This is a genomic window from Marinobacterium zhoushanense (assembly GCF_014641945.1).
GTDB classification, from domain to species: Bacteria; Pseudomonadota; Gammaproteobacteria; order Pseudomonadales; family Balneatricaceae; genus Marinobacterium_D; species Marinobacterium_D zhoushanense.
On sequence record NZ_BMIJ01000006.1, the window covers coordinates 74,952 to 93,143 of the forward strand.

Consider the following 18,192-nt stretch of genomic DNA (forward strand, 5'->3'; position numbering starts at 1 on the left):
CTGTCTCAGAACCGTACCAGGCCGGTGAAACCCATGAACGCCAGTGACATCAGCCCGGCGGTAACCATGCCGATGGCCGCGCCCTTGAACGGCACCGGCACGTCGGCCACGGCGACACGCTCGCGAATGGCGGAAAACAACACCAGTGCAAGCGAGAAGCCGACAGCGGCGCCGAAGCCGTAGCCGATCGACTGGATGAAGTCATTCTGCTTTTTGATATTGAGCAGTGCGACACCCAATACGGCGCAGTTGGTGGTGATCAGCGGCAGGAAGATGCCCAGCAGTTTGTACAGCAGAGGACTGGTCTTGTGCACCACCATCTCGGTGAACTGCACCACCACGGCGATCACCAGAATGAACGAGATGGTCTGCAGGTAGGTCAGGTCGAATGGCTTGAGCAGGTAGGTGTAGACCAGATAGCTGCACACCGACGACAGCGTCAGCACGAAGGTGGTTGCCAGCGACATACCCATCGCCGTTTCCAGTTTGTTGGACACGCCCATAAAGGGGCAGAGTCCGAGAAACTGGACCAGCACAAAGTTGTTGACCAGCACCGTGCTGATCAGGATGAGTAGGAAATCGGTCATAACGCCTGTCGTAACCTCAGGCCGCATCCAGTGCGACCGCTTATTGGGAAACCTGCGATTTTACCCAATTTGATGCAACAGGCTAAGCCCGGAACTCGTAAAGATCCGGGCTTAGCCTTGTCGCGGCGCGGTTTGGGTATCCCGCGTATAGCTGTCGCTGATCAGATCAGCTTGGCGGCGGCCAGCGTCTTGACGATGCTGTCGACCTGCGAGCCCAGGCTTTGATCGGCATCCAGTACCAGGTCGGCGCCGGCGGAGTATGCAACGCTAAGCGCACCCTCTGCCTTGACGTCGGTCAGCACGATAAAGCCCTGATCTTTCAGCAGCGTACTGACCGCTGCGGCAGATTCGGCTTTGCCCGGCAGGGAGGTCTCGGCGACTACCAGCGGCATGCGGCCGCGGTCGAACAGGCGCTTCTCCAGCGTATAGAGCAGCGCGGTGCTGTTGTCGCTGGCTTCGATGCTGACGATAGCCGGGTGCTGGCCGAAGCGGCGTGCACGCTCTTCGGTGCCGATGGCCGGCGCCACGTAGATCGAGTCATCGGCACCGGCGAAATCACCAGCGATGATCATGCCGGCGGCAACGGTGGCGTTGCTGAGGCGATCGACGATGATGAACGAGCCGGTGCCGGCGTGTTCACGGTAGTCATCGGCGACCAGCTCACGCTCGACATCGATTTCGACGCGGGCGATCTCGTTCAGCCCCAGGGTGGCCGCCGGCGACTGCTCCAGCGTGTTGACGTCGATACGGTGGCGGATCGCGGTGACGGTGCCGGCGCTGCGAGATGCGGCCAGTTTGATGTCGTAGGTGCGGCCCGGCACCAGCTCCTGCTCTGCCATCCATACCAGGTGGGCATCGAAGCGGCGGGTGATCTCAGGTTTGTGGTGCTTGTGGACGATGATGTCGCCGCGGGAGATATCGATCTCATCCTCCAGCGTCAGCGTGACTGACATCGGCGGAAAGGCTTCCTGCAGCTCGCCGTCGAAAGTGACGATCGATTTGACCTTGCTGGATTTGCCGGAGGGCAGCACGGTGATCTCATCGCCCGGGCGCACGATGCCCGAGGTCAGGGTGCCGCAGTAACCGCGGAAGTTCAGGTTCGGACGGTTCACGTACTGGACCGGGAAACGCAGGGCTTCGATGTTGATGTCGTTGGCGATCTCGATGTTCTCGAGCAGCGCCATCAGCGGCTCGCCGGCGTACCAGGGGGTGCTCTCGGAGACGTTGACCACGTTGTCGCCCTTCAGTGCCGAGATCGGCACGAAGCGGATGTCCGGCAGGTTGAGCTGCTCGGCGAACTGGATGTAATCCTGTTTGATCTCTTCGAAGCGCTCTTCGCTGAAGTCCACCAGGTCCATCTTGTTGATAGCGACGATGGTGTGCTTGATCCCCAGCAGTGACACGATGAAGCTGTGGCGACGGGTTTGTACCTGTACACCGTGACGGGCGTCGATCAGGATGATCGCCAGATCACAGGTGGACGCGCCGGTGGCCATGTTGCGGGTGTACTGCTCATGTCCCGGGGTGTCGGCGATGATGAACTTGCGCTTGGCAGTGGAGAAGTAGCGGTAGGCAACGTCGATGGTAATGCCCTGCTCGCGCTCAGCTTGCAGGCCGTCGACCAGCAGTGCCAGGTCCAGCTCCTCGCCAGTGGTACCCACTTTCTTGCTGTCGGACTGGATTGCTGCCAGCTGATCTTCGTAGATCATTTTGGAATCGTGCAGCAGACGGCCGATCAGGGTGGATTTGCCGTCGTCCACGCTACCGCAGGTCAAAAAGCGCAGCAGCTCCTTGTTCTCGTGCTGGTGCAGGTACGCTTCGATATCGTCGGCGATCAGTTCGGATTGGTGGCTCATATCTATACTCGTTCGAAATCGTTGTCAGGCAAAAAAGCCGGGCGAAATTCTGTATTGAAAGAAAGCTGGCTTCGATCAACCCTCGCGAGGAGGGGATCAGAAGTAACCTTCGATCTTCTTCTGCTCCATGGAGCCGGCGCTGTCGTGGTCGATGGCGCGGCCCTGACGCTCCGACGTGGTGGTCAGCAGCATCTCCTGGATGATCTCCGGCAGCGTGTCGGCTTCCGACTCCACGGCACCGGTCAGCGGGTAGCAACCCAGGGTGCGGAAGCGGATCGGCTTCATCATCGGAACTTCGCCGTCGTTCAGTGGCATGCGCTCGTCATCGACCATGATCAGCATGCCGTCGCGCTCCACCACGGGGCGCACTGCGGAGTAGTACAGCGGCACAATGGGGATGCTCTCCAGATAGATGTACTGCCAGATATCCAGCTCGGTCCAGTTGGAGAGCGGGAAGACACGGATGCTCTCGCCCTTGTCGATGCGGGTGTTGAAGATGTTCCACAGTTCTGGGCGCTGGTTCTTGGGATCCCAGCGGTGGTTCTTGTCGCGGAAGGAGAATACGCGCTCCTTGGCGCGGGATTTTTCCTCATCACGACGGGCGCCGCCGAAGGCCGCGTCGAACTTATATTTGTTCAATGCCTGCTTCAGTGACTGGGTCTTCATCACGTCGGTGTGCTTGGAGGAACCGTGGGTGAACGGCCCGATCCCCATGTCGACACCCTCCTGGTTGATGTGGACGATCAGGTCCATGCCCGCTTCCTGGGCCATCTTGTCGCGGAACTGGATCATCTCCTTGAACTTCCAGGTGGTGTCCACGTGCATCAGCGGGAAGGGCGGGGTGCCCGGGTAGAACGCCTTGCGTGCAAGGTGCAACATCACCGAGGAGTCCTTGCCGATGGAGTAAAGCATTACCGGGTTATCAAACTCCGCCGCCACTTCGCGGATGATGTGGATGCTTTCTGCTTCCAACTGCTTCAGATGGGTCAAACGGTGTTCCGGTAACTGGTTCATCATTCGGTTCTTCAAGCTGATAGGTTTGTGAAACTGTCTTGGTGCGTGATACGCAATAGACGTTACGCCGCCAATTTTGCGATGAGATTATCGCTGAGTTTATTTAAAATCAAAAAGAATAAATGGAAATTCTTAAATTCCATTTTTGCATAAGCGCTTCGTCAGCGGTCTGAGAGCGCATAGTGCGAATTCGTATAACAAAATTCTTATTAATTATTTTGTGTTATATAGCGAGACCGTTAATATTGCCGCCTGACTATATTTATCCAGGACAGGGTTGAGCTCATGGAGTTCGCGTACATAGTAGCAGGAATGGTTGTCGGTGTGGTGGTTGGCTTGACCGGTATCGGTGGCGGCGCGCTGATGACGCCGATTCTGATCGTGGTGTTCGGCATTCCGCCGTTTGTCGCCGTCAGTACTGACCTGCTGTATGCGGCGGTTACCAAGTGCGGTGGCATCTGGTCCTATGCGCGCAAGCAGTTGGTGCAGTGGCGCATTGTGGGTTTTCTGCTCATGGGCTCGCTGCCGGGTAGCCTGCTGACGCTCAGCTATCTGGAGGGTCTCGATGGCCTGGAGCAGATCGAATATCTGATGAATCTGACACTGGGTTTCTCGCTGGTGTTGACCTCGATCGCTGTTTTTCTGCGCTCCCGTATTCGTGATTTTGCTGAATCGATCCAGGATAATGGCCTGGCATCGAGTTTGCGCAAGTGGCGTCCGGCCATTACAGTGGCGACCGGATTTGCCTTGGGTGGCATGGTGACGCTGTCGTCAGTGGGTGCCGGTGCGTTGGGCACGGCGTTACTGATCGTGCTCTATCCGCGTATGACCATGCCCGCGATTGTAGGTACCGATCTGGTGCATGCCGTGGTGCTTACGTCGGTAGCGGGCGCCGGGCACTACCAGATGGGCGGGGTGGATCTGCAGTTACTGGCGTTCCTGTTGATCGGCTCGCTGCCGGGGGTGTTTGTCGGCAGCCATATCGGGGCGCGGTTGTCACCGCGGCTAATGCAGCCAATTATGGGCTCCTTGTTGATGGCGATCGGACTTCGCTTCGTGCTGTCGGCCTGAGCCTGACTTGAAATAAGCCTGTTAATCAAAGAAAGAACCTTAAGAGTTCCGGGGGAACACCCGGTTGAAGGTAGCCAATAATGTACATTTATAACGAAGTCGATCAGAAGATCGTCGACGAACGGGTTGCACAGTTCCGTGACCAGACCCGGCGTTTCCTGGCCGGTGAGCTGTCGGACGACGAGTTCCTGGCCCTGCGTCTGATGAATGGCCTGTATATCCAGCGTCATGCGCCGATGTTGCGCGTCGCTATCCCCTACGGTCTGATCTCTTCCGTTCAGCTGCGCAAGCTCGCCCACATCGCGCGCACCTACGACAAGGGCTACGGTCACTTCACGACCCGTACCAACATCCAGTTCAACTGGCCGAAGTTGGAACAGGTGCCCGATATCCTGGCTGAGCTGGCGCAGGTGCAGATGCACGCGATCCAGACCTCCGGTAACTGTATCCGCAACACCACCACGGACCCGTTCGCCGGCGTGACACCGGATGAGCTGGAAGATCCGCGTCCCTGGTGCGAGATCATCCGTCAGTGGTCGACACTGCATCCGGAGTTCGCCTATCTGCCGCGTAAGTTCAAGATCGCCGTGACCGGCAGTCCGCGTGACCGTGCCGCCTCCCAGGTGCACGATATCGGTCTGCATCTGGTGCAGAACGATGCCGGCGAAGTGGGCTTCGAAGTGCTGGTCGGCGGCGGCCTGGGCCGTACCCCGGTGATCGGCAAACAGATCCGCCCGTTCCTGGCCAAGCAGGATCTGCTCTCTTACCTGGAAGCGATCCTGCGCGTGTACAACCTGAAAGGGCGCCGCGACAACAAGTACAAGGCCCGTATCAAGATCCTGGTTGAGGCGATGGGGATCGATGCCTTCCGCGACGAGGTCGATGCGGAGTGGGAGCAGATCCGCAGCAGCGAGCTGACGCTGACCGACGCCGAGATCGCGCGTGTGAAGGGCTTCTTCCAGCCGTTCGAATACGATGCTTCCGCAGCCGCTGATACCAGCCTGCAGCAGAAGCTGGCGAACGACGAGGCGTTCCGCGTCTGGTACGAGCGCAATACCCATGAGCACAAGGTTGTGGGTTACCGCAGTGTGGTCGTGTCGCTGAAGCCGCAGTTGGAGCCGGCGGGCGATATCACCGACCTGCAACTGGAGGTGGTTGCTGATCTGGCTGAGCAGTACTCGTTCGGCGAGGCGCGCTCCACCCACGAGCAGAACCTGGTACTGGCCGATGTGAAAAACGCAGATCTGTACGCGGTCTGGCAGCAGTTGGCCGAGCACAACATGGCGCGGCCGAATATCGGTACGCTGACCGACATGATCGTCTGCCCCGGTTTTGATTTCTGCGCCCTGGCCAACGCCAAGACGCTGAATATCGCGGAACAGATCAACCGCACGTTTGATGATCTGGACTACCTCTACGATCTGGGCGAGATCCGACTGAACATGTCGGGCTGTATCAATGCCTGCGGTCATCACCATATCGGCAATATCGGTATCCTGGGTGTCGATAAGAAGGGTGAGGACTGGTACCAGATCACGATCGGCGGTTCCGATCGTGAAGATGCGTCCCTCGGCAAGGTGCTCGGCAAGTCGGTAGCCGCCGACAATGTGGCCGATACGCTGAAAAAGATTCTTGAGACCTACGTCGAGCAGCGCACCGACGAAGAGAGCTTCCTCGATTGTGTGCGCCGTGTGGGTGTCGACCCGTTCAAGGAGAAAGTTTATGCCGCTGCTCATTGATCGACAGATAGTAAGCGACGACAGCTGGCAGCTGGTCGAAGAGGCGGATGCGCTACCGCAGAGTGGTGATCTGTTACTGCCGTTGGCGCTGTACCTGGAGCAGGGCGCTACGCTGGGCGAGCGCCGCGTGGCGGTCAAGGTCAACGGCGACGATGATCTGGCGCCGGTGCTGGACGCCTTGGATCGCTTCCCTATGATCGCCATCGAGTTCCCGATCTTTCGTGATGGGCGCGGGTTCTCGCTGGCCCGTAAGCTGCGCCGCGCCGGTTACCAGGGCGAGTTGCGAGCAGTGGGCAATCCGGCGCGGGATCAGCTTGGCTACATGGAACGCTGCGGTTTCAACGCCTTCCAGTTTGCCGATGAGGCGTTCTCCGAGGAGTTCCTCAACGCCTTCGGCGAGATCAGCGTACGGTACCAGGGCAGCTCGGACGATCCGCGCCCGGTCTACCTGCAGAATTAATTCAGGGGAGAGAGTGTTATGAGTATCGATCTGGCCGCTGCCAACGCCGCGCTGGAAGGCAAGTCACCCCAGGAGATCATCAAGTGGGCTCTGGAGCAGTCGCAGAACCCGCTGGTGACCACCAATTTTCGCCCCTACGAGGCGGTGATCCTGCATATGGTTACGCAGGTCAAACCGGACGTTAAGGTGCTCTGGGTGGATTCCGGCTACAACACCTCGGCTACCTACCGCTTTGCGGAGAAGGTGATCAAGGATCTGAACCTGAATATTGTCACTTACATTCCGCAGATGACCGCTGCACGCCGTAACGTGCTAATGAAGGGGATTCCGGAGGTGGACGATCCTCTGCATGAGGAGTTCACCCGCCAGGTGAAGCTGGAGCCGTTCCAGCGCGCCTTGGCCGAACTGAAGCCGGACCTCTGGTTCAATGCTATCCGCAAGGATCAGACCGAGTTCCGTCAGTCGTTGGACGTGGTTACCGCCAGTAAAGATGGTGTGATCAAGGTGGCGCCGCTGTTCCATTGGAGTGAAGCGCAGATGGACGCTTACCTCGAGCAGCACGGTCTGCCCAACGAGACCGACTACTTCGATCCGACCAAGGCGCTGGAAACTCGCGAGTGCGGGTTGCATACGCAGCTCTGATCGGTATTGGCGTATAGCCTGAGACCAAGCCGGACGGTACGCCGTCCGGCTTTTTTACATCTGTGTTTTTGTCATCCTGTCCGACGATAAGGGCGGGCATGAACGGTTTGGAGCCTCACGTTGTCGTACCGACTGGGGTAGAATCCGACCAATCCATAAAAAGAGTCTGAACTCTTGGTAGCAGGGAGCGATAGCGATGAAGAAACTGGCGATACCCGCGCTGATACTGGCGCTGCTCGTAGTCGTGGGAGGCTGGCTCTGGCAGTCTGGATGGTTAGGTGGGGGCAGCAAAGGCTATACCGCCTATGTGCCTGCCGATACCGTGCTCTACTTCGGTGGGACGACCAATCCCGAGGTGAGCAAGCGAATGTCGGACTATCCGATCGGTGCGCTCGATCCCGCTCAATTGGCGGAGTTGTTCGACAGAATGGAGCAGCGTGCGGGTGATGACGCTCCGGGAATGGAGTTGCTGCGCGCCTTCCTGCTTGATTTCAGTGCCCATTCCGCCACATACGGGGAGCTGTTTGCTCATTACGGCTTTGATCTGGATGCGGAGCAGGCGATCTACATGCATGGTCTGTATCCGGTCATGCGTATGCCGATCGCCGACACGGCGGCATTCGAAGCCTTCTGGGCGGGGCTGTCCGAGGAATCGGGCGTGTCTCCGGTGGAAGAGGTGCGCGAGGGTGTAAATCTCCAGCGCTGGCCGCTCGGCCGGATCGGTGGTCAGGGCTCCATAGAGCTGGTTGTAGCGATGCAGGAGTCGCTGGCCACGATCACGCTGTTCTCATCGACCGATAGCGAGCTGTCCCAACTGGAGCGCATCGGACTGCGTCAGCCCGAGTCCAGCTTGGCCGATAGCGGTGAGCTGCCGGCGCTGATCGAGGCTCAGGGATTCAGCAATGATTTCGCCGGTTTTATCCATATTCAGCGCTTGGCCGAGGGCCTGTTAGGGGCCAAGGCTAACGGCTTATCTCGCGATATCGACGCGTTGGCCAGTTCTCTGGGGGAGACCAGCCCGATCGGTCGCGATCTGTCGCCGGTGTGTCGCAATGAATTTGCCGGCCTGGCCAGCGGCGTGCCGCGCATGCTGTTTGGCTACCAGAGCGTTGGTGTCGAGGGTGACACTGTCGGTATAAAGGCGCGTTCGCTACTCGAGATCAGCTCTGCCGAGGTGGTCGGCCCGTTGATGGATCTGCGTGGGCATCTGCCGGGGCAGATAGACGGTGAGCAGATGTTGGGTCTGGCGTTGGCCACCAATATGGATACGCTGGTGCCGACGCTGACCAAACTGTGGCGTGAGGCGGGTAAGCTCAGCTTCAGCTGTCCGCAGTTGCAACAGGCGCAGAGGCAGATGATGGCGACCAGCCCAGCCCCCCTGGGGGTGGTAACGGGAATGGCGCAGGGCATCAAGGGTGTCGCGCTGTCGCTCTACGATATTCGCTTCTCCGAAGCCAGTGGCCTGCCGGAGTCGGTGGATCTGCTGCTCAGTCTCGCAACCGAGAACCCGGAGCTGCTGCTGTCGCTGTTCAACACCACGGTGGTGCCGCAGTCCGGTGGTCGAGTGGCGGAGCTGCCACTCAATGGCGACCTGACCGAGGTCGACCTCGGCTTCCTCTCGCCCGGGCTCAAGGCAACGCTGGGGCTGGAAGGGCAGCACCTGGTGGTGTATTCCGGTGAGCAGGGGGCGAGGGCCGCGAAGGCGCTGGCCGGCGAACCTCTGGACAGTAACGGTCTGATGGCCGTGAGCATCGACTATTCCCGCATCGGTCAGTGGTTCTCGACTTTGCCTAACGCGCTGTTGAGCCAGGTTGCCGGCGCCACCGATGAGTTTTGTCTGATGCAGGCGAGGGTTCGCAAGGCGATGATCAGCCAGCCGATGCGGATGCGCTATCGTGCGGATATGGAGTCGGGCGGTCTGTCGGCGCAAACCGATCTGGAGATGCTGCCGGTTAACCATGCGGTACCGGAGGCCGATGAGTTGATAGGGCGTTATGAACTGCGTGATCTGAACCAGAACTGCGGTCAGCCGCCGATGATCGGGCATGAGGAGATCAACGCCGATGGCACCGGTTTCTACACCGAGTACGACGCGACCGGCCAGTGCGAGACCCTGCGTTACAACTACCGTTGGACCAAGGTGGGTGACCAGCTCAGATTCGATGTGCAGGGTGGTGAATATCGTGACGCTTGTAATCAGGAGTGGGGTGCGATGGATGCACATGCGGCGCAGTGCGAGATTCTCGCCTCCGACGGCGGATTCGATTGCATCTACACTGATGATGAGGGCGAGGGGCTATACCGCTACCGACGCGTGAACTGACAGGGAGCAGGGCGGGGATACCCAGGCCAGGGAGCAGGCCGAAGCATACAGCAGTCGACAATCGGGAGTACAACTGGTGGATTACCTGCCGCTGTTTTTTGATCTGAAAACGCGTACCGCATTGCTTATCGGTGGCGGCGATGTTGCCCTGCGTAAGGCGCGCCTGCTGGTGCGTGCCGGTGCGCACGTCAGGGTCGTCTCGCGCGAGGTTCATGCCGAGCTCGATGAGTTGGTCGAATTGCACGGTGGTCAAGTGATCATCGGCGAATACCATCCGGCACTGATGGATGAGGCTGCACTGGTGGTTGCGGCCACTGACGACCAGGCGCTGAACGAGCGGGTGCATTATGACGCGGTGGCGCGGTCGCTACCGGTGAATGTGGTCGATAATCCCGCGCTATGCACCTTCGTCTTTCCGGCGATCGTCGACCGCTCGCCGATCGTGATCGGTGTCAGCTCCGGCGGTCAGTCGCCGGTACTGGCGCGGTTACTGCGTGCCAAGCTTGAAACGCTTATCCCGACGGGCTACAGCCGTCTGGGCCGACTGGTCGGCGGCTTCCGCGATCGCGTGAAAGCGCGTTTCACGAGCGTTAATGAGCGGCGCAAGTTCTGGGAGCAGGTGCTGCAGGGCGAGGTGGCCGAGCGAGTGTTTGCCGGGCGCGACGAGGAAGCCGCGCAGCTGCTGGAGCGAGCGCTGGCGAGTGCTGACTCCGGCTCCAGCGTTGGTGAAGTTTATCTGGTCGGAGCCGGTCCCGGTGATCCAGAGTTACTGACCTTCAAGGCGCTGCGCCTGATGCAGCAGGCCGATGTGGTGATCTACGATCGCCTGGTGTCACCGCAGGTGCTGGATCTGTGTCGGCGCGATGCCGATCTGATCTACGTGGGCAAGGAGCGTGACAACCATAGTGTGCCTCAGCAGGGGATCAACGAACTGTTGGTGCAGCATGCCCGTCAGGGGCGGCGTGTGGTGCGTCTCAAAGGCGGGGATCCATTCATCTTCGGTCGCGGCGGTGAAGAGATAGAGGAGCTGCAGGCGGCGGGGATACCCTTCCAGGTGGTGCCGGGAATTACCGCCGCCAGCGCCTGCTCCACCTATGCCGGTATACCCCTGACGCACCGGGAGTACGCCCAGTCGGTCAGGTTCGTCACTGGACAGCTAAAGAACCGGACCTCCGATCTGAACTTCGATGAACTGGTGCATCCCAATCAGACGATCGTGTTCTACATGGGGCTGCACACGTTGGAGCGGCTCTGTGCTGGTCTGATTGAGCATGGCAAGCCGGTCGCTACACCGGTAGCCATTGTCTCTCAAGGTACGTCGGCACATCAGCGAGTACTGACCGGTACCCTGGAGAGCATCGTCGAGCTTCAGCGTGAAGCGCAGCTGCCAGCGCCTGCGATCGTGATCGTAGGTGAAGTGGTGAAACTGCGGTCGCGTTTGGCGTGGTTTGGCGAAAGCGAGAGGGGGCAGGCGAACGCCTGATCCCCCCGATTGCGGTTAGTGTAGCAGGCTGCCGATCACCAGGCTGCCGATAAAACCGACGGTGAAGGCGATCAGCAGGTAGAAGGAGTATCGGGCGAAGGAGCCAAAGGTTACCGCTTCCACCTTGCTCATCGCGACGATGCCGGCGGCCGATCCGATAACCAGCAGGGAACCACCCACACCCACCGAGTAGGTTAGTGACAGCCACTGGCCGTGGGTCATGATGATGTCGGCTTTGAGCAGAGCGGCGGTCAGCGGCACGTTGTCGACCAGCGACGAGAGCAGGCCCATGACGTAGTTGGCGCCGGTGGTGGGCAGCATGTCGTAGACTCCAACCAGCGAGTGCAGCACGCCGATCTCCTTGAGCATCCCAACCAGCAGTAGAATCCCGAGGAAGAACAGCAGGGTGTCGTACTCGATGACACGGATGTAGTCGAGCAGGCTTTCACGCTCGTCATCCTTGTAGCCGATGCGACCGATCAGGAACATGATCGACAGCCCGAACAGGAAGGTCAGTACCGGCGGTACACCGGCAACGACGTTGAGGATGATGGTGCCGATGATAGTGGAGAGGAAGATAGCCGCAATCACCTTGCCGACCCGGTCATCCCGCCGCTCGGTGGGGATGATCTCCACTTCGCCCTTGAGCGGTCGCGCCAACAGCGCTGCCAGCAGCATGACGCTGACGAGGGCGGGCAGGGAGAGGAACAGCAGGTCTTCAATAGCGACTTTATCGGCCATGAAGATCATCAGGGTGGTGACGTCGCCCGTGATCAGGGCCACGCCGCCGGAGTTGACCGCAAACACCACCATCACGGCGAAACGCAGGGTCTTGCGCGCCTCCATCCTTAGCGACAGCACCAGGGCTATCGACACAAGTGTCGCGGTGATGTTGTCGGACAGGGAGGAGAACAGAAAAGCAAAGCCGGCTACCATGAACATCAACTTGCGTTCGCCGACTCTGCGTGGCAGCACCTTGTAGATCAACGTTTCGATCAGGCCCTGGTGGTTGAGGAAGGCGACAAAAGTCATCGCCGCCATCAGGAACAGCCAGAGACTGGCGATCTCCAACAGGTTTTCATCGAGCTTTTCGAGTATCGTTTCCTGCGTTTGTCCCGCTTCAGGGAAGAGGAATATCAGCAGCCAGGACAGGGTGCCGAAGAATAGGGTGGTTTTGGCTTTGTTGACGTGTATGACGTCCTCAAGCACGATCGACAGGAACGCCACTCCCGCGATCAGGATTAGAAGGGTATGCATTCGAGATGCTCCGGTAAGTGAGTACGCAGGCAATGTAAACGGCGGGGCGACCATGCGAGGCGATGGGGTAAAACGTGGGCTGGGTACTGGCGAGCAGACCCAGAGGATCGTTTCCCGAGCGAGGCAGGGGGTCAGTCCGTTGGACTGCGTAGGATTGGCGCCAATTCTACCCCCTGCCCCCCTTAATCGAAAGTCTAAACTCCGTACTTAATTGGTACTGTTTTTAGCCATGCGTTTCAGTAACCGGCACTTATGATTCGGTTATCGGCGTTATGCTGCGCATGGTCCGGTCATGTGCGACGCTGCTGATCGCGTTCGCTTACCGTGTGTACTCGACAGCTTCGCACCGCAGTCGGGTGTAATAGTCGTAAAATAAACGACCCGCCTCACGGCTGTGTATGGGGTGTGCTGAGTAGAGGGTCAGGCTGTCTTCACGCAGTTCACCCGCCGCAGGCGACAAGCCCAGTATGCAGCGGTGAGGGGTATCTCCTGGCTGGCTTATCAGGTGTAACCTGCTGCGCAGCTGCAGCCCGTGCTGAGCAAGGCTTGGTGTCAGCTGTAAGGCGGCATCGGTGGGTAGTAACAGATAGGCACGCCCCGCCGGGAGCAGAAGCCGGCGAACGGCAGCGAGCAGCGCGGTCAAGGATAGTTGGGTGTCGTGTCGAGCCTGTCTCAGCCGCTCGCAGCTATTGAGTGTGGAGTCGCTGAAGAATGGCGGGTTGCATAGGATGGCGTCGTAGCCCTGGGTGGGCTCGAAAGTGAGTATGTCGCCCTCGAACAGTTGCAGCCGTGTGCTGAAGGGGCTGGCGTCGAAGTTGGCTTTGGCTTGCGCGGCGGCCTGGGGTTCGAGTTCGATCGCATCCACCTGCGCCTGTGTGGCGCGCTGGGCGGCGAACAGGGCGAGAAGGCCGCTACCGGTGCCGATATCCAATATACGTCGGGCCTGCTCGACAGGTGCCCAGGCCCCCAGAGCGCAAGCATCGGTCGTTACCTTCATTGCCGCGCCCTGCTGCTCGATACGGAACTGCTGGCACTGGAAATAGGAGTTGCGTTGACGTCTGGACATGTGTGGTATGGAGCCTCGATAGAACATGGCGCATCGCCTCGGATGCTGGCACACTCGCGACCATGCAGCATTGGTATGTCTATATTGTGCGTTGCGCGGACGGGAGTTTCTATACCGGCGTAACCACCGATCTTCAGCGTCGAGAGCGTGAACACAACGGCTGTGGCCGACTTGGTGCGCGCTATACGCGTGCTCGGCGTCCGGTTCAGCTGGTCTGGGCAGAGGTGCAGGAAGGGCGCTCGGCGGCGTTAAAGCGGGAGTATGAGATCAAGCGATTACGTCGCGTGGAGAAGCTGAAACTGGTGGAAACGGGACGTGAAATCATGCCCGAGATTAAGCGTTGAATGGGGCAGCGCAGAGCCGTTGTTGGGCATGAAAATCTTTCAGGGCGAAGGCGGGGTATTTTCCGGGCAGGAGTGGAGTGCTTGTCTATACTGGCAATGTATCAACACACGACAGGTGTGGTGAGCAGCAGGCATCCATTACCTCCATGCCTTAGCATGGTCCTTAGCCGGAATAGTTCCGGCAGATAAGGGGGTATCCTCGGCGGGGATACCCCCATTTTATTGCCGGTCGATCTTACGCGCGTTTCTGGTACTGACGCTTGCCGCCGTTACCCTGGCGACGAGGTGCGCTGCTGCGGTTCTCGGTCCAGGGGCGGATATCGAGACGCTGTCCACAGATACGGGCGCGCTTCAGTGTCTGTAGCGCATCTGACGACAGGCCGCGTGGCAGGTCGACAGTACTGAACTCGTCGCTGATGTTGATGCGGCCGATATTGTTGCTTTCAAGTCCCGCCTCATTGGCGATGGCGCCGACGATGTTGCCGGGCTTGACACCGTGCTGATAGCCCACACCAATCCAGAAACGTTCCATACCCTCAGCCGGCGGTCCGTTCCGCACCGGCTTGCGGCCGTTGCCTTGGCTATTGTCACGCGGTTCGCGCGGTTCACGGCGCGGACGGGAGGCGTTGGGGTCGGGTTCGTTTTCATTGAGCAGGAACGGCTGATCGGCGTAGAGCAGAGACAGAGCGGCAGCGCAGACGGCGGCCGGTTCCATCGCATCCTCACCTTCGGTCAGCGAGGAGATCAGGGTGGAGAACTGCTCGACCTTGCTGCCCTCGGCTGCGGCTTTGACGCGCGCCTTCAGACGCTCGATGCGCAGGGCGTTGATCTGTTTGGCCGTCGGCAGCACCAACTGTTCCAGCGGCTGACGGGTGGTGCGTTCGATCTGGCTCAGCAGGCGCTGTTCGCGCGGCGCCACGAACAGGATCGCATCGCCTTCGCGGCCGGCACGTCCGGTACGGCCGATGCGGTGGATATATGACTCGGCATCGTAGGGGATGTCGTAGTTGATGACGTGACTGATACGCTCAACGTCCAGGCCGCGAGCGACCACATCGGTGGCGATCACAATATCCAGCTCGCCGCGCTTGAGCTTTTCCACGATCCGCTCACGCTGCTGCTGGGCGATATCGCCATGCAGAGCTGCAGCGGGGAAGCCAGCGGAGGTCAGCTGTTCGGCCAGCTCCTCTGTCGCAGTCTTGGTACGCACGAAGATCAGGCTGGCATCATGCTCCTGCTGCTCCAGCAGTCGGGTCAGGGCGGCCATCTTGCTCATACCGCGAACGGTCCATACGCGCTGGCGAATGGTGCTGGCGGTAGCGGTCTGGGCAGCAATCTTGATCACGGCCGGTTCGCGCAGATAGTTGTCGGCGATATGGCGGATCGCTGTCGGCATGGTGGCCGAAAACAGGGCGATCTGACGCTGCGGCGGGGTGTGCTGGAGGATCCACTCGACATCGTCGATGAAGCCCATGCGCAGCATCTCGTCCGCTTCGTCCAGCACCAGTGTCTGCAGCTTGTCCAGCTCCAGGGTGCCACGGCGTACGTGGTCCATGATCCGGCCCGGCGTTCCGATGATGACCTGAACGCCACGGCGCAGCGCGCGCAGCTGGCTGTCATAACCCTGGCCGCCGTAGATGGACAGAGTGCGCAGACCGGTCAGGTGACGGGCGTATTTTTCGCAGGCTTCTGCGACCTGTAGCGCCAGTTCACGGGTGGGCGCCAGGATCAGCAGTTGCGGGTACTGTTTGCTGGTGTCGATGCGCTGCAGCAGCGGCAGTGCGAATGCAGCGGTTTTACCGGTACCGGTCTGGGCCTGGCCCAGGATGTCGCGGCCTTCCAGCAGGGGCGGAATAGCGCCGGCCTGGATCGGGGAGGGGGTCTCGTAACCGACTTCGGTCAGAGCTTGAAGAATAGGAGTGGAGAGTCCCAAATCACCAAAAGAGGTGGGAGCGTCGGAGTTTGACATGCTTTGATTGTATACCTGAGTCAAGATGAGGCGTTGCTGCAGGAACAATCAGGCAGCGTTGCCAGTAGGAAAGGCGCACATACTACGCATGCAGGACGTTAATGTCCATGCCGGTTTGGATAATTGTACAAAAAATGTTCAATCATCCTGTGTGTGCCGGTACGGAATTGCCCGTTTAAGGCACCTGCATGCCGCGCTCGACGAAGGGAAGCCCTGCCATGCGATCCATCCACCGCGCCGCCGCCGGAAAATCACTGAGTTCGACCATCTGCCACTCATGGCGGCAGGCCCAGGGGTAGATCGCAAAGTCCGCTATGCTGAGTTCGTCGACAACGAAGTCTCGCTCTTCCAGACGCTTATCCAGCACTCCCCACAGGCGCTGTGCATCCTTGTTATAACGCTCGATGGCGTAGGGGATCTTCTCTGGTGCAAAGCGGTTGAAGTGATGAGCCTGTCCCAGGTAGGGCCCAAAGCTGCCCATCTGCCACATCAGCCACTGCAGTACTTCGTAGCGGGCAGTTGGCTCGTCGGGCATGAATTGCCCGCATTTCTCGGCCAGGTAGATCAGGATCGCACCGCTCTCGAACAGGCTGATCGGTTTCCCCTCCGGGCCCTCTTCGTCGATGATGGCCGGTATCTTGTTGTTTGGCGAGATGGTCAGAAACTCCGGTTCGAACTGTTCTCTGTTCTTGATATCGACCGGGTGAACGTTGTAATGCAGGCGGCAGGCTTCGAGCATGATCGAAATCTTGCGGCCGTTGGGAGTACTCCAGGTGTACAGGTCGATCATTTTGGACTCCTCTGCACTATTCAGTAACCGCGGCACGGGTGGCGAAGTGATTATAGATGCCGATCAACTCCTGCTCGCTGAAGCGGATGATCAGCAGTTGCTGGCCGGGCTGAATCATATCCGGATCCCGGCCAAGTAGCCCCTGGCGGTAGTTATACACCAGGGTCTCTTTCACCTTGCGGTCGAGGATATGGCCAAGGAACGAGCTAGAGCTGTCCGCGAGCCGTTCGTCAGCGTCTTCGGGAATGGTGGCACTCAGCGTGCGGCTCTGCTGGCCCAGCCTGATCCCCTTGGCGAAGGTTTCGGTTAAGCCTCGCTGCATGATGCCCCAGAGTCCTTGGCGATCGTAATGGTCGACCGCGTGGATATAGAACACATCGCTGGGGTTGCGGTTGGGATCGTTGAGCAGCTCCTTCAGGCGTAACCGGTTCAGTTCGGGCATCTCGATCTTGGATATATCCGAGGTGGTGCCGATCAGTCCGAGATCGACGCCGAAGCTTGTCGCGGTGCTGGCACTGTCGGCAGGAGCGCTTTCGATGCTGGCTGCATTGGATGCAGCAGCGGGCAGCGTGATCAGCTGTTCACTGGTGACAAAATTGTCCGCAGAGGCGATGTCGATCGCCTCTTTGGCGCTATCGTCGGTCAGCGAGGCGATATGCTCCTTGGCTGCCGTCATCGTGGCAGAGTCGATCGGCTGCTCTAGCTGCGCCTCCTGATTGGGTTGGTCGGAGGACCAGAATAGGTAAACTGCGGCGGCAAGGATGCCGATGATCAAGATAGCGGCAATTTTCTGCATGATAATATCCGCGATAGTCCCCGGCCGGTGGGCAATTACGCCGCCCTATACCGAACTTGTTGTTGTGATTTCACCTTAATCGACTATTGCGTTGAGGGAAAGCTGCCCGTTGATCGGGCAGAGTCTGGATGCCGGGGGTTGGCTGGCGTTATGCTTTGCTTATGTACCACGATGTTGCAAGACGGAGGACCATATCCATGAACCAAGAGGACGAGTTCTTCGAGATGATGGAAGCCGACGGCGTGCGCCCGATCAAGTCGGAGAGTCGGGTGCATGTGCAGAGATCGGCTCGACCTAGACGTGATCCCCGCCATCGGGCCCGTCGCCTTGCCGCCATGGGCGGTGAGCCTCAGGGGGCGGCCTTGACCCCTGAGCACCTGCTGGATCCGCTCGATCCGATCGAATGGAAGCGTGATGGGGTGCAAGAGGGGGTGTACCGGAATCTGCGCTTGGGGCGCTATACCGTTGATGCGCGGTTGGACCTGATCAACCGCCCACTGGTCGAGTGTGTCGATGAGGTGGTCGACTTTGTACAACAGTGCGTGGGCCTGGGTATCCGTACGGTACTGATACACTACGGCCGCTCGCGTCACACCCAGTCGCATGCCAACTTGGTGAAGAGCAGCTTAAATCTCTGGTTGCCGGCGATGGAGGAGGTGATGGCGTTTCACTGCGCCCTGCCTCAACACGGCGGTACCGGTGCGATCTATGTGATGCTGCGCAAAAATGAACTCCAAAGACAACAAAATCAGGAGCGCCACCTGCACCACGGACGCTGAGTTTCGGCCTGGATTG

General features: G+C 59.4%; 16 protein-coding genes. 8 read left to right on the top strand and 8 right to left on the bottom strand.

From position 1 onward, the window contains the following. Positions 1–5: 5 nt before the first annotated feature. The 3 genes from rsxA to cysD form a co-directional block, all read right to left on the bottom strand. Positions 6–587 carry an electron transport complex subunit RsxA gene (gene rsxA, locus IEX40_RS14585; RefSeq protein ID WP_036182266.1) on the bottom strand — a complete coding sequence of 194 codons (582 nt, stop codon included), beginning with the start codon at positions 585–587 and terminating at the stop codon, positions 6–8. Between the two features lie 161 nt (positions 588–748). Further along, entirely contained in the window at positions 749–2,443 is a 1,695-nt protein-coding gene (gene cysN, locus IEX40_RS14590; RefSeq protein WP_188749561.1) for a sulfate adenylyltransferase subunit CysN, read from the bottom strand. 96 nt (positions 2,444–2,539) lie between these two features. Next, positions 2,540–3,457: a sulfate adenylyltransferase subunit CysD gene (gene cysD / locus IEX40_RS14595; protein ID WP_188749562.1), complete on the bottom strand. Its 918-nt coding sequence runs from the start codon at positions 3,455–3,457 to the stop codon at positions 2,540–2,542. Between the two features lie 285 nt (positions 3,458–3,742). Between cysD and IEX40_RS14600 the strand changes: the two genes are divergently transcribed. The 6 genes from IEX40_RS14600 (at position 3,743) to cysG (ending at position 11,175) form a co-directional block, all read left to right on the top strand. After that, positions 3,743–4,528, top strand: a complete 786-nt coding sequence (locus IEX40_RS14600; protein ID WP_188749563.1) for a sulfite exporter TauE/SafE family protein — start codon at positions 3,743–3,745, stop codon at positions 4,526–4,528. A gap of 80 nt (positions 4,529–4,608) precedes the next feature. Further along, on the top strand, positions 4,609–6,267 hold the full coding sequence (locus IEX40_RS14605) for a nitrite/sulfite reductase (protein ID WP_188749564.1): 1,659 nt from the start codon (positions 4,609–4,611) through the stop codon (positions 6,265–6,267). Continuing rightward, the gene (locus IEX40_RS14610) at positions 6,251–6,727 is read left to right on the top strand and encodes a DUF934 domain-containing protein (RefSeq protein ID WP_188749565.1); all 477 of its coding nucleotides are present in this window, start codon (positions 6,251–6,253) and stop codon (positions 6,725–6,727) included. The genes IEX40_RS14605 and IEX40_RS14610 overlap by 17 nt, the downstream gene beginning before the upstream one ends. A gap of 18 nt (positions 6,728–6,745) precedes the next feature. Next, complete coding sequence (locus IEX40_RS14615) at positions 6,746–7,369, top strand: phosphoadenosine phosphosulfate reductase domain-containing protein (RefSeq protein WP_188749566.1); 624 nt, start codon at positions 6,746–6,748, stop codon at positions 7,367–7,369. A gap of 196 nt (positions 7,370–7,565) precedes the next feature. After that, complete coding sequence (locus IEX40_RS14620) at positions 7,566–9,692, top strand: hypothetical protein (protein WP_188749568.1); 2,127 nt, start codon at positions 7,566–7,568, stop codon at positions 9,690–9,692. A gap of 76 nt (positions 9,693–9,768) precedes the next feature. Further along, entirely contained in the window at positions 9,769–11,175 is a 1,407-nt protein-coding gene (gene cysG / locus IEX40_RS14625; RefSeq protein WP_188749570.1) for a siroheme synthase CysG, read from the top strand. Between the two features lie 15 nt (positions 11,176–11,190). On the opposite strand, the gene nhaD is transcribed toward cysG, so the two are convergent. Both nhaD and IEX40_RS14635 read right to left on the bottom strand, forming a co-directional pair. Next, positions 11,191–12,432 carry a sodium:proton antiporter NhaD gene (gene nhaD, locus IEX40_RS14630; protein WP_188749572.1) on the bottom strand — a complete coding sequence of 414 codons (1,242 nt, stop codon included), beginning with the start codon at positions 12,430–12,432 and terminating at the stop codon, positions 11,191–11,193. A gap of 319 nt (positions 12,433–12,751) precedes the next feature. Next, a complete protein-coding gene (locus IEX40_RS14635) occupies positions 12,752–13,498 on the bottom strand; it encodes a tRNA1(Val) (adenine(37)-N6)-methyltransferase (RefSeq protein ID WP_188749574.1) in 747 nt (248 codons plus the stop codon). Positions 13,499–13,560: 62 nt separating this feature from the next. Here IEX40_RS14635 and IEX40_RS14640 point away from each other — a divergent pair, with 62 nt between their 5' ends. Beyond that, on the top strand, positions 13,561–13,842 hold the full coding sequence (locus IEX40_RS14640; RefSeq protein ID WP_188749576.1) for a GIY-YIG nuclease family protein: 282 nt from the start codon (positions 13,561–13,563) through the stop codon (positions 13,840–13,842). 235 nt (positions 13,843–14,077) lie between these two features. Here the strand turns inward: IEX40_RS14640 and IEX40_RS14645 are convergent, their stop codons facing one another. From IEX40_RS14645 to IEX40_RS14655, 3 genes are all read right to left on the bottom strand, one after another. Next, positions 14,078–15,811, bottom strand: a complete 1,734-nt coding sequence (locus IEX40_RS14645) for a DEAD/DEAH box helicase (RefSeq protein ID WP_188749578.1) — start codon at positions 15,809–15,811, stop codon at positions 14,078–14,080. Positions 15,812–15,986: 175 nt separating this feature from the next. Continuing rightward, positions 15,987–16,601, bottom strand: coding sequence for a glutathione S-transferase N-terminal domain-containing protein (locus tag IEX40_RS14650; protein ID WP_188749580.1), 615 nt, complete (start codon positions 16,599–16,601; stop codon positions 15,987–15,989). 16 nt (positions 16,602–16,617) lie between these two features. Then, positions 16,618–17,397 carry a hypothetical protein gene (locus tag IEX40_RS14655; protein ID WP_188749582.1) on the bottom strand — a complete coding sequence of 260 codons (780 nt, stop codon included), beginning with the start codon at positions 17,395–17,397 and terminating at the stop codon, positions 16,618–16,620. Positions 17,398–17,594: 197 nt separating this feature from the next. Between IEX40_RS14655 and smrA the strand changes: the two genes are divergently transcribed. Further along, positions 17,595–18,176 carry a DNA endonuclease SmrA gene (gene smrA, locus IEX40_RS14660; protein ID WP_188749584.1) on the top strand — a complete coding sequence of 194 codons (582 nt, stop codon included), beginning with the start codon at positions 17,595–17,597 and terminating at the stop codon, positions 18,174–18,176. Positions 18,177–18,192 lie beyond the last annotated feature (16 nt).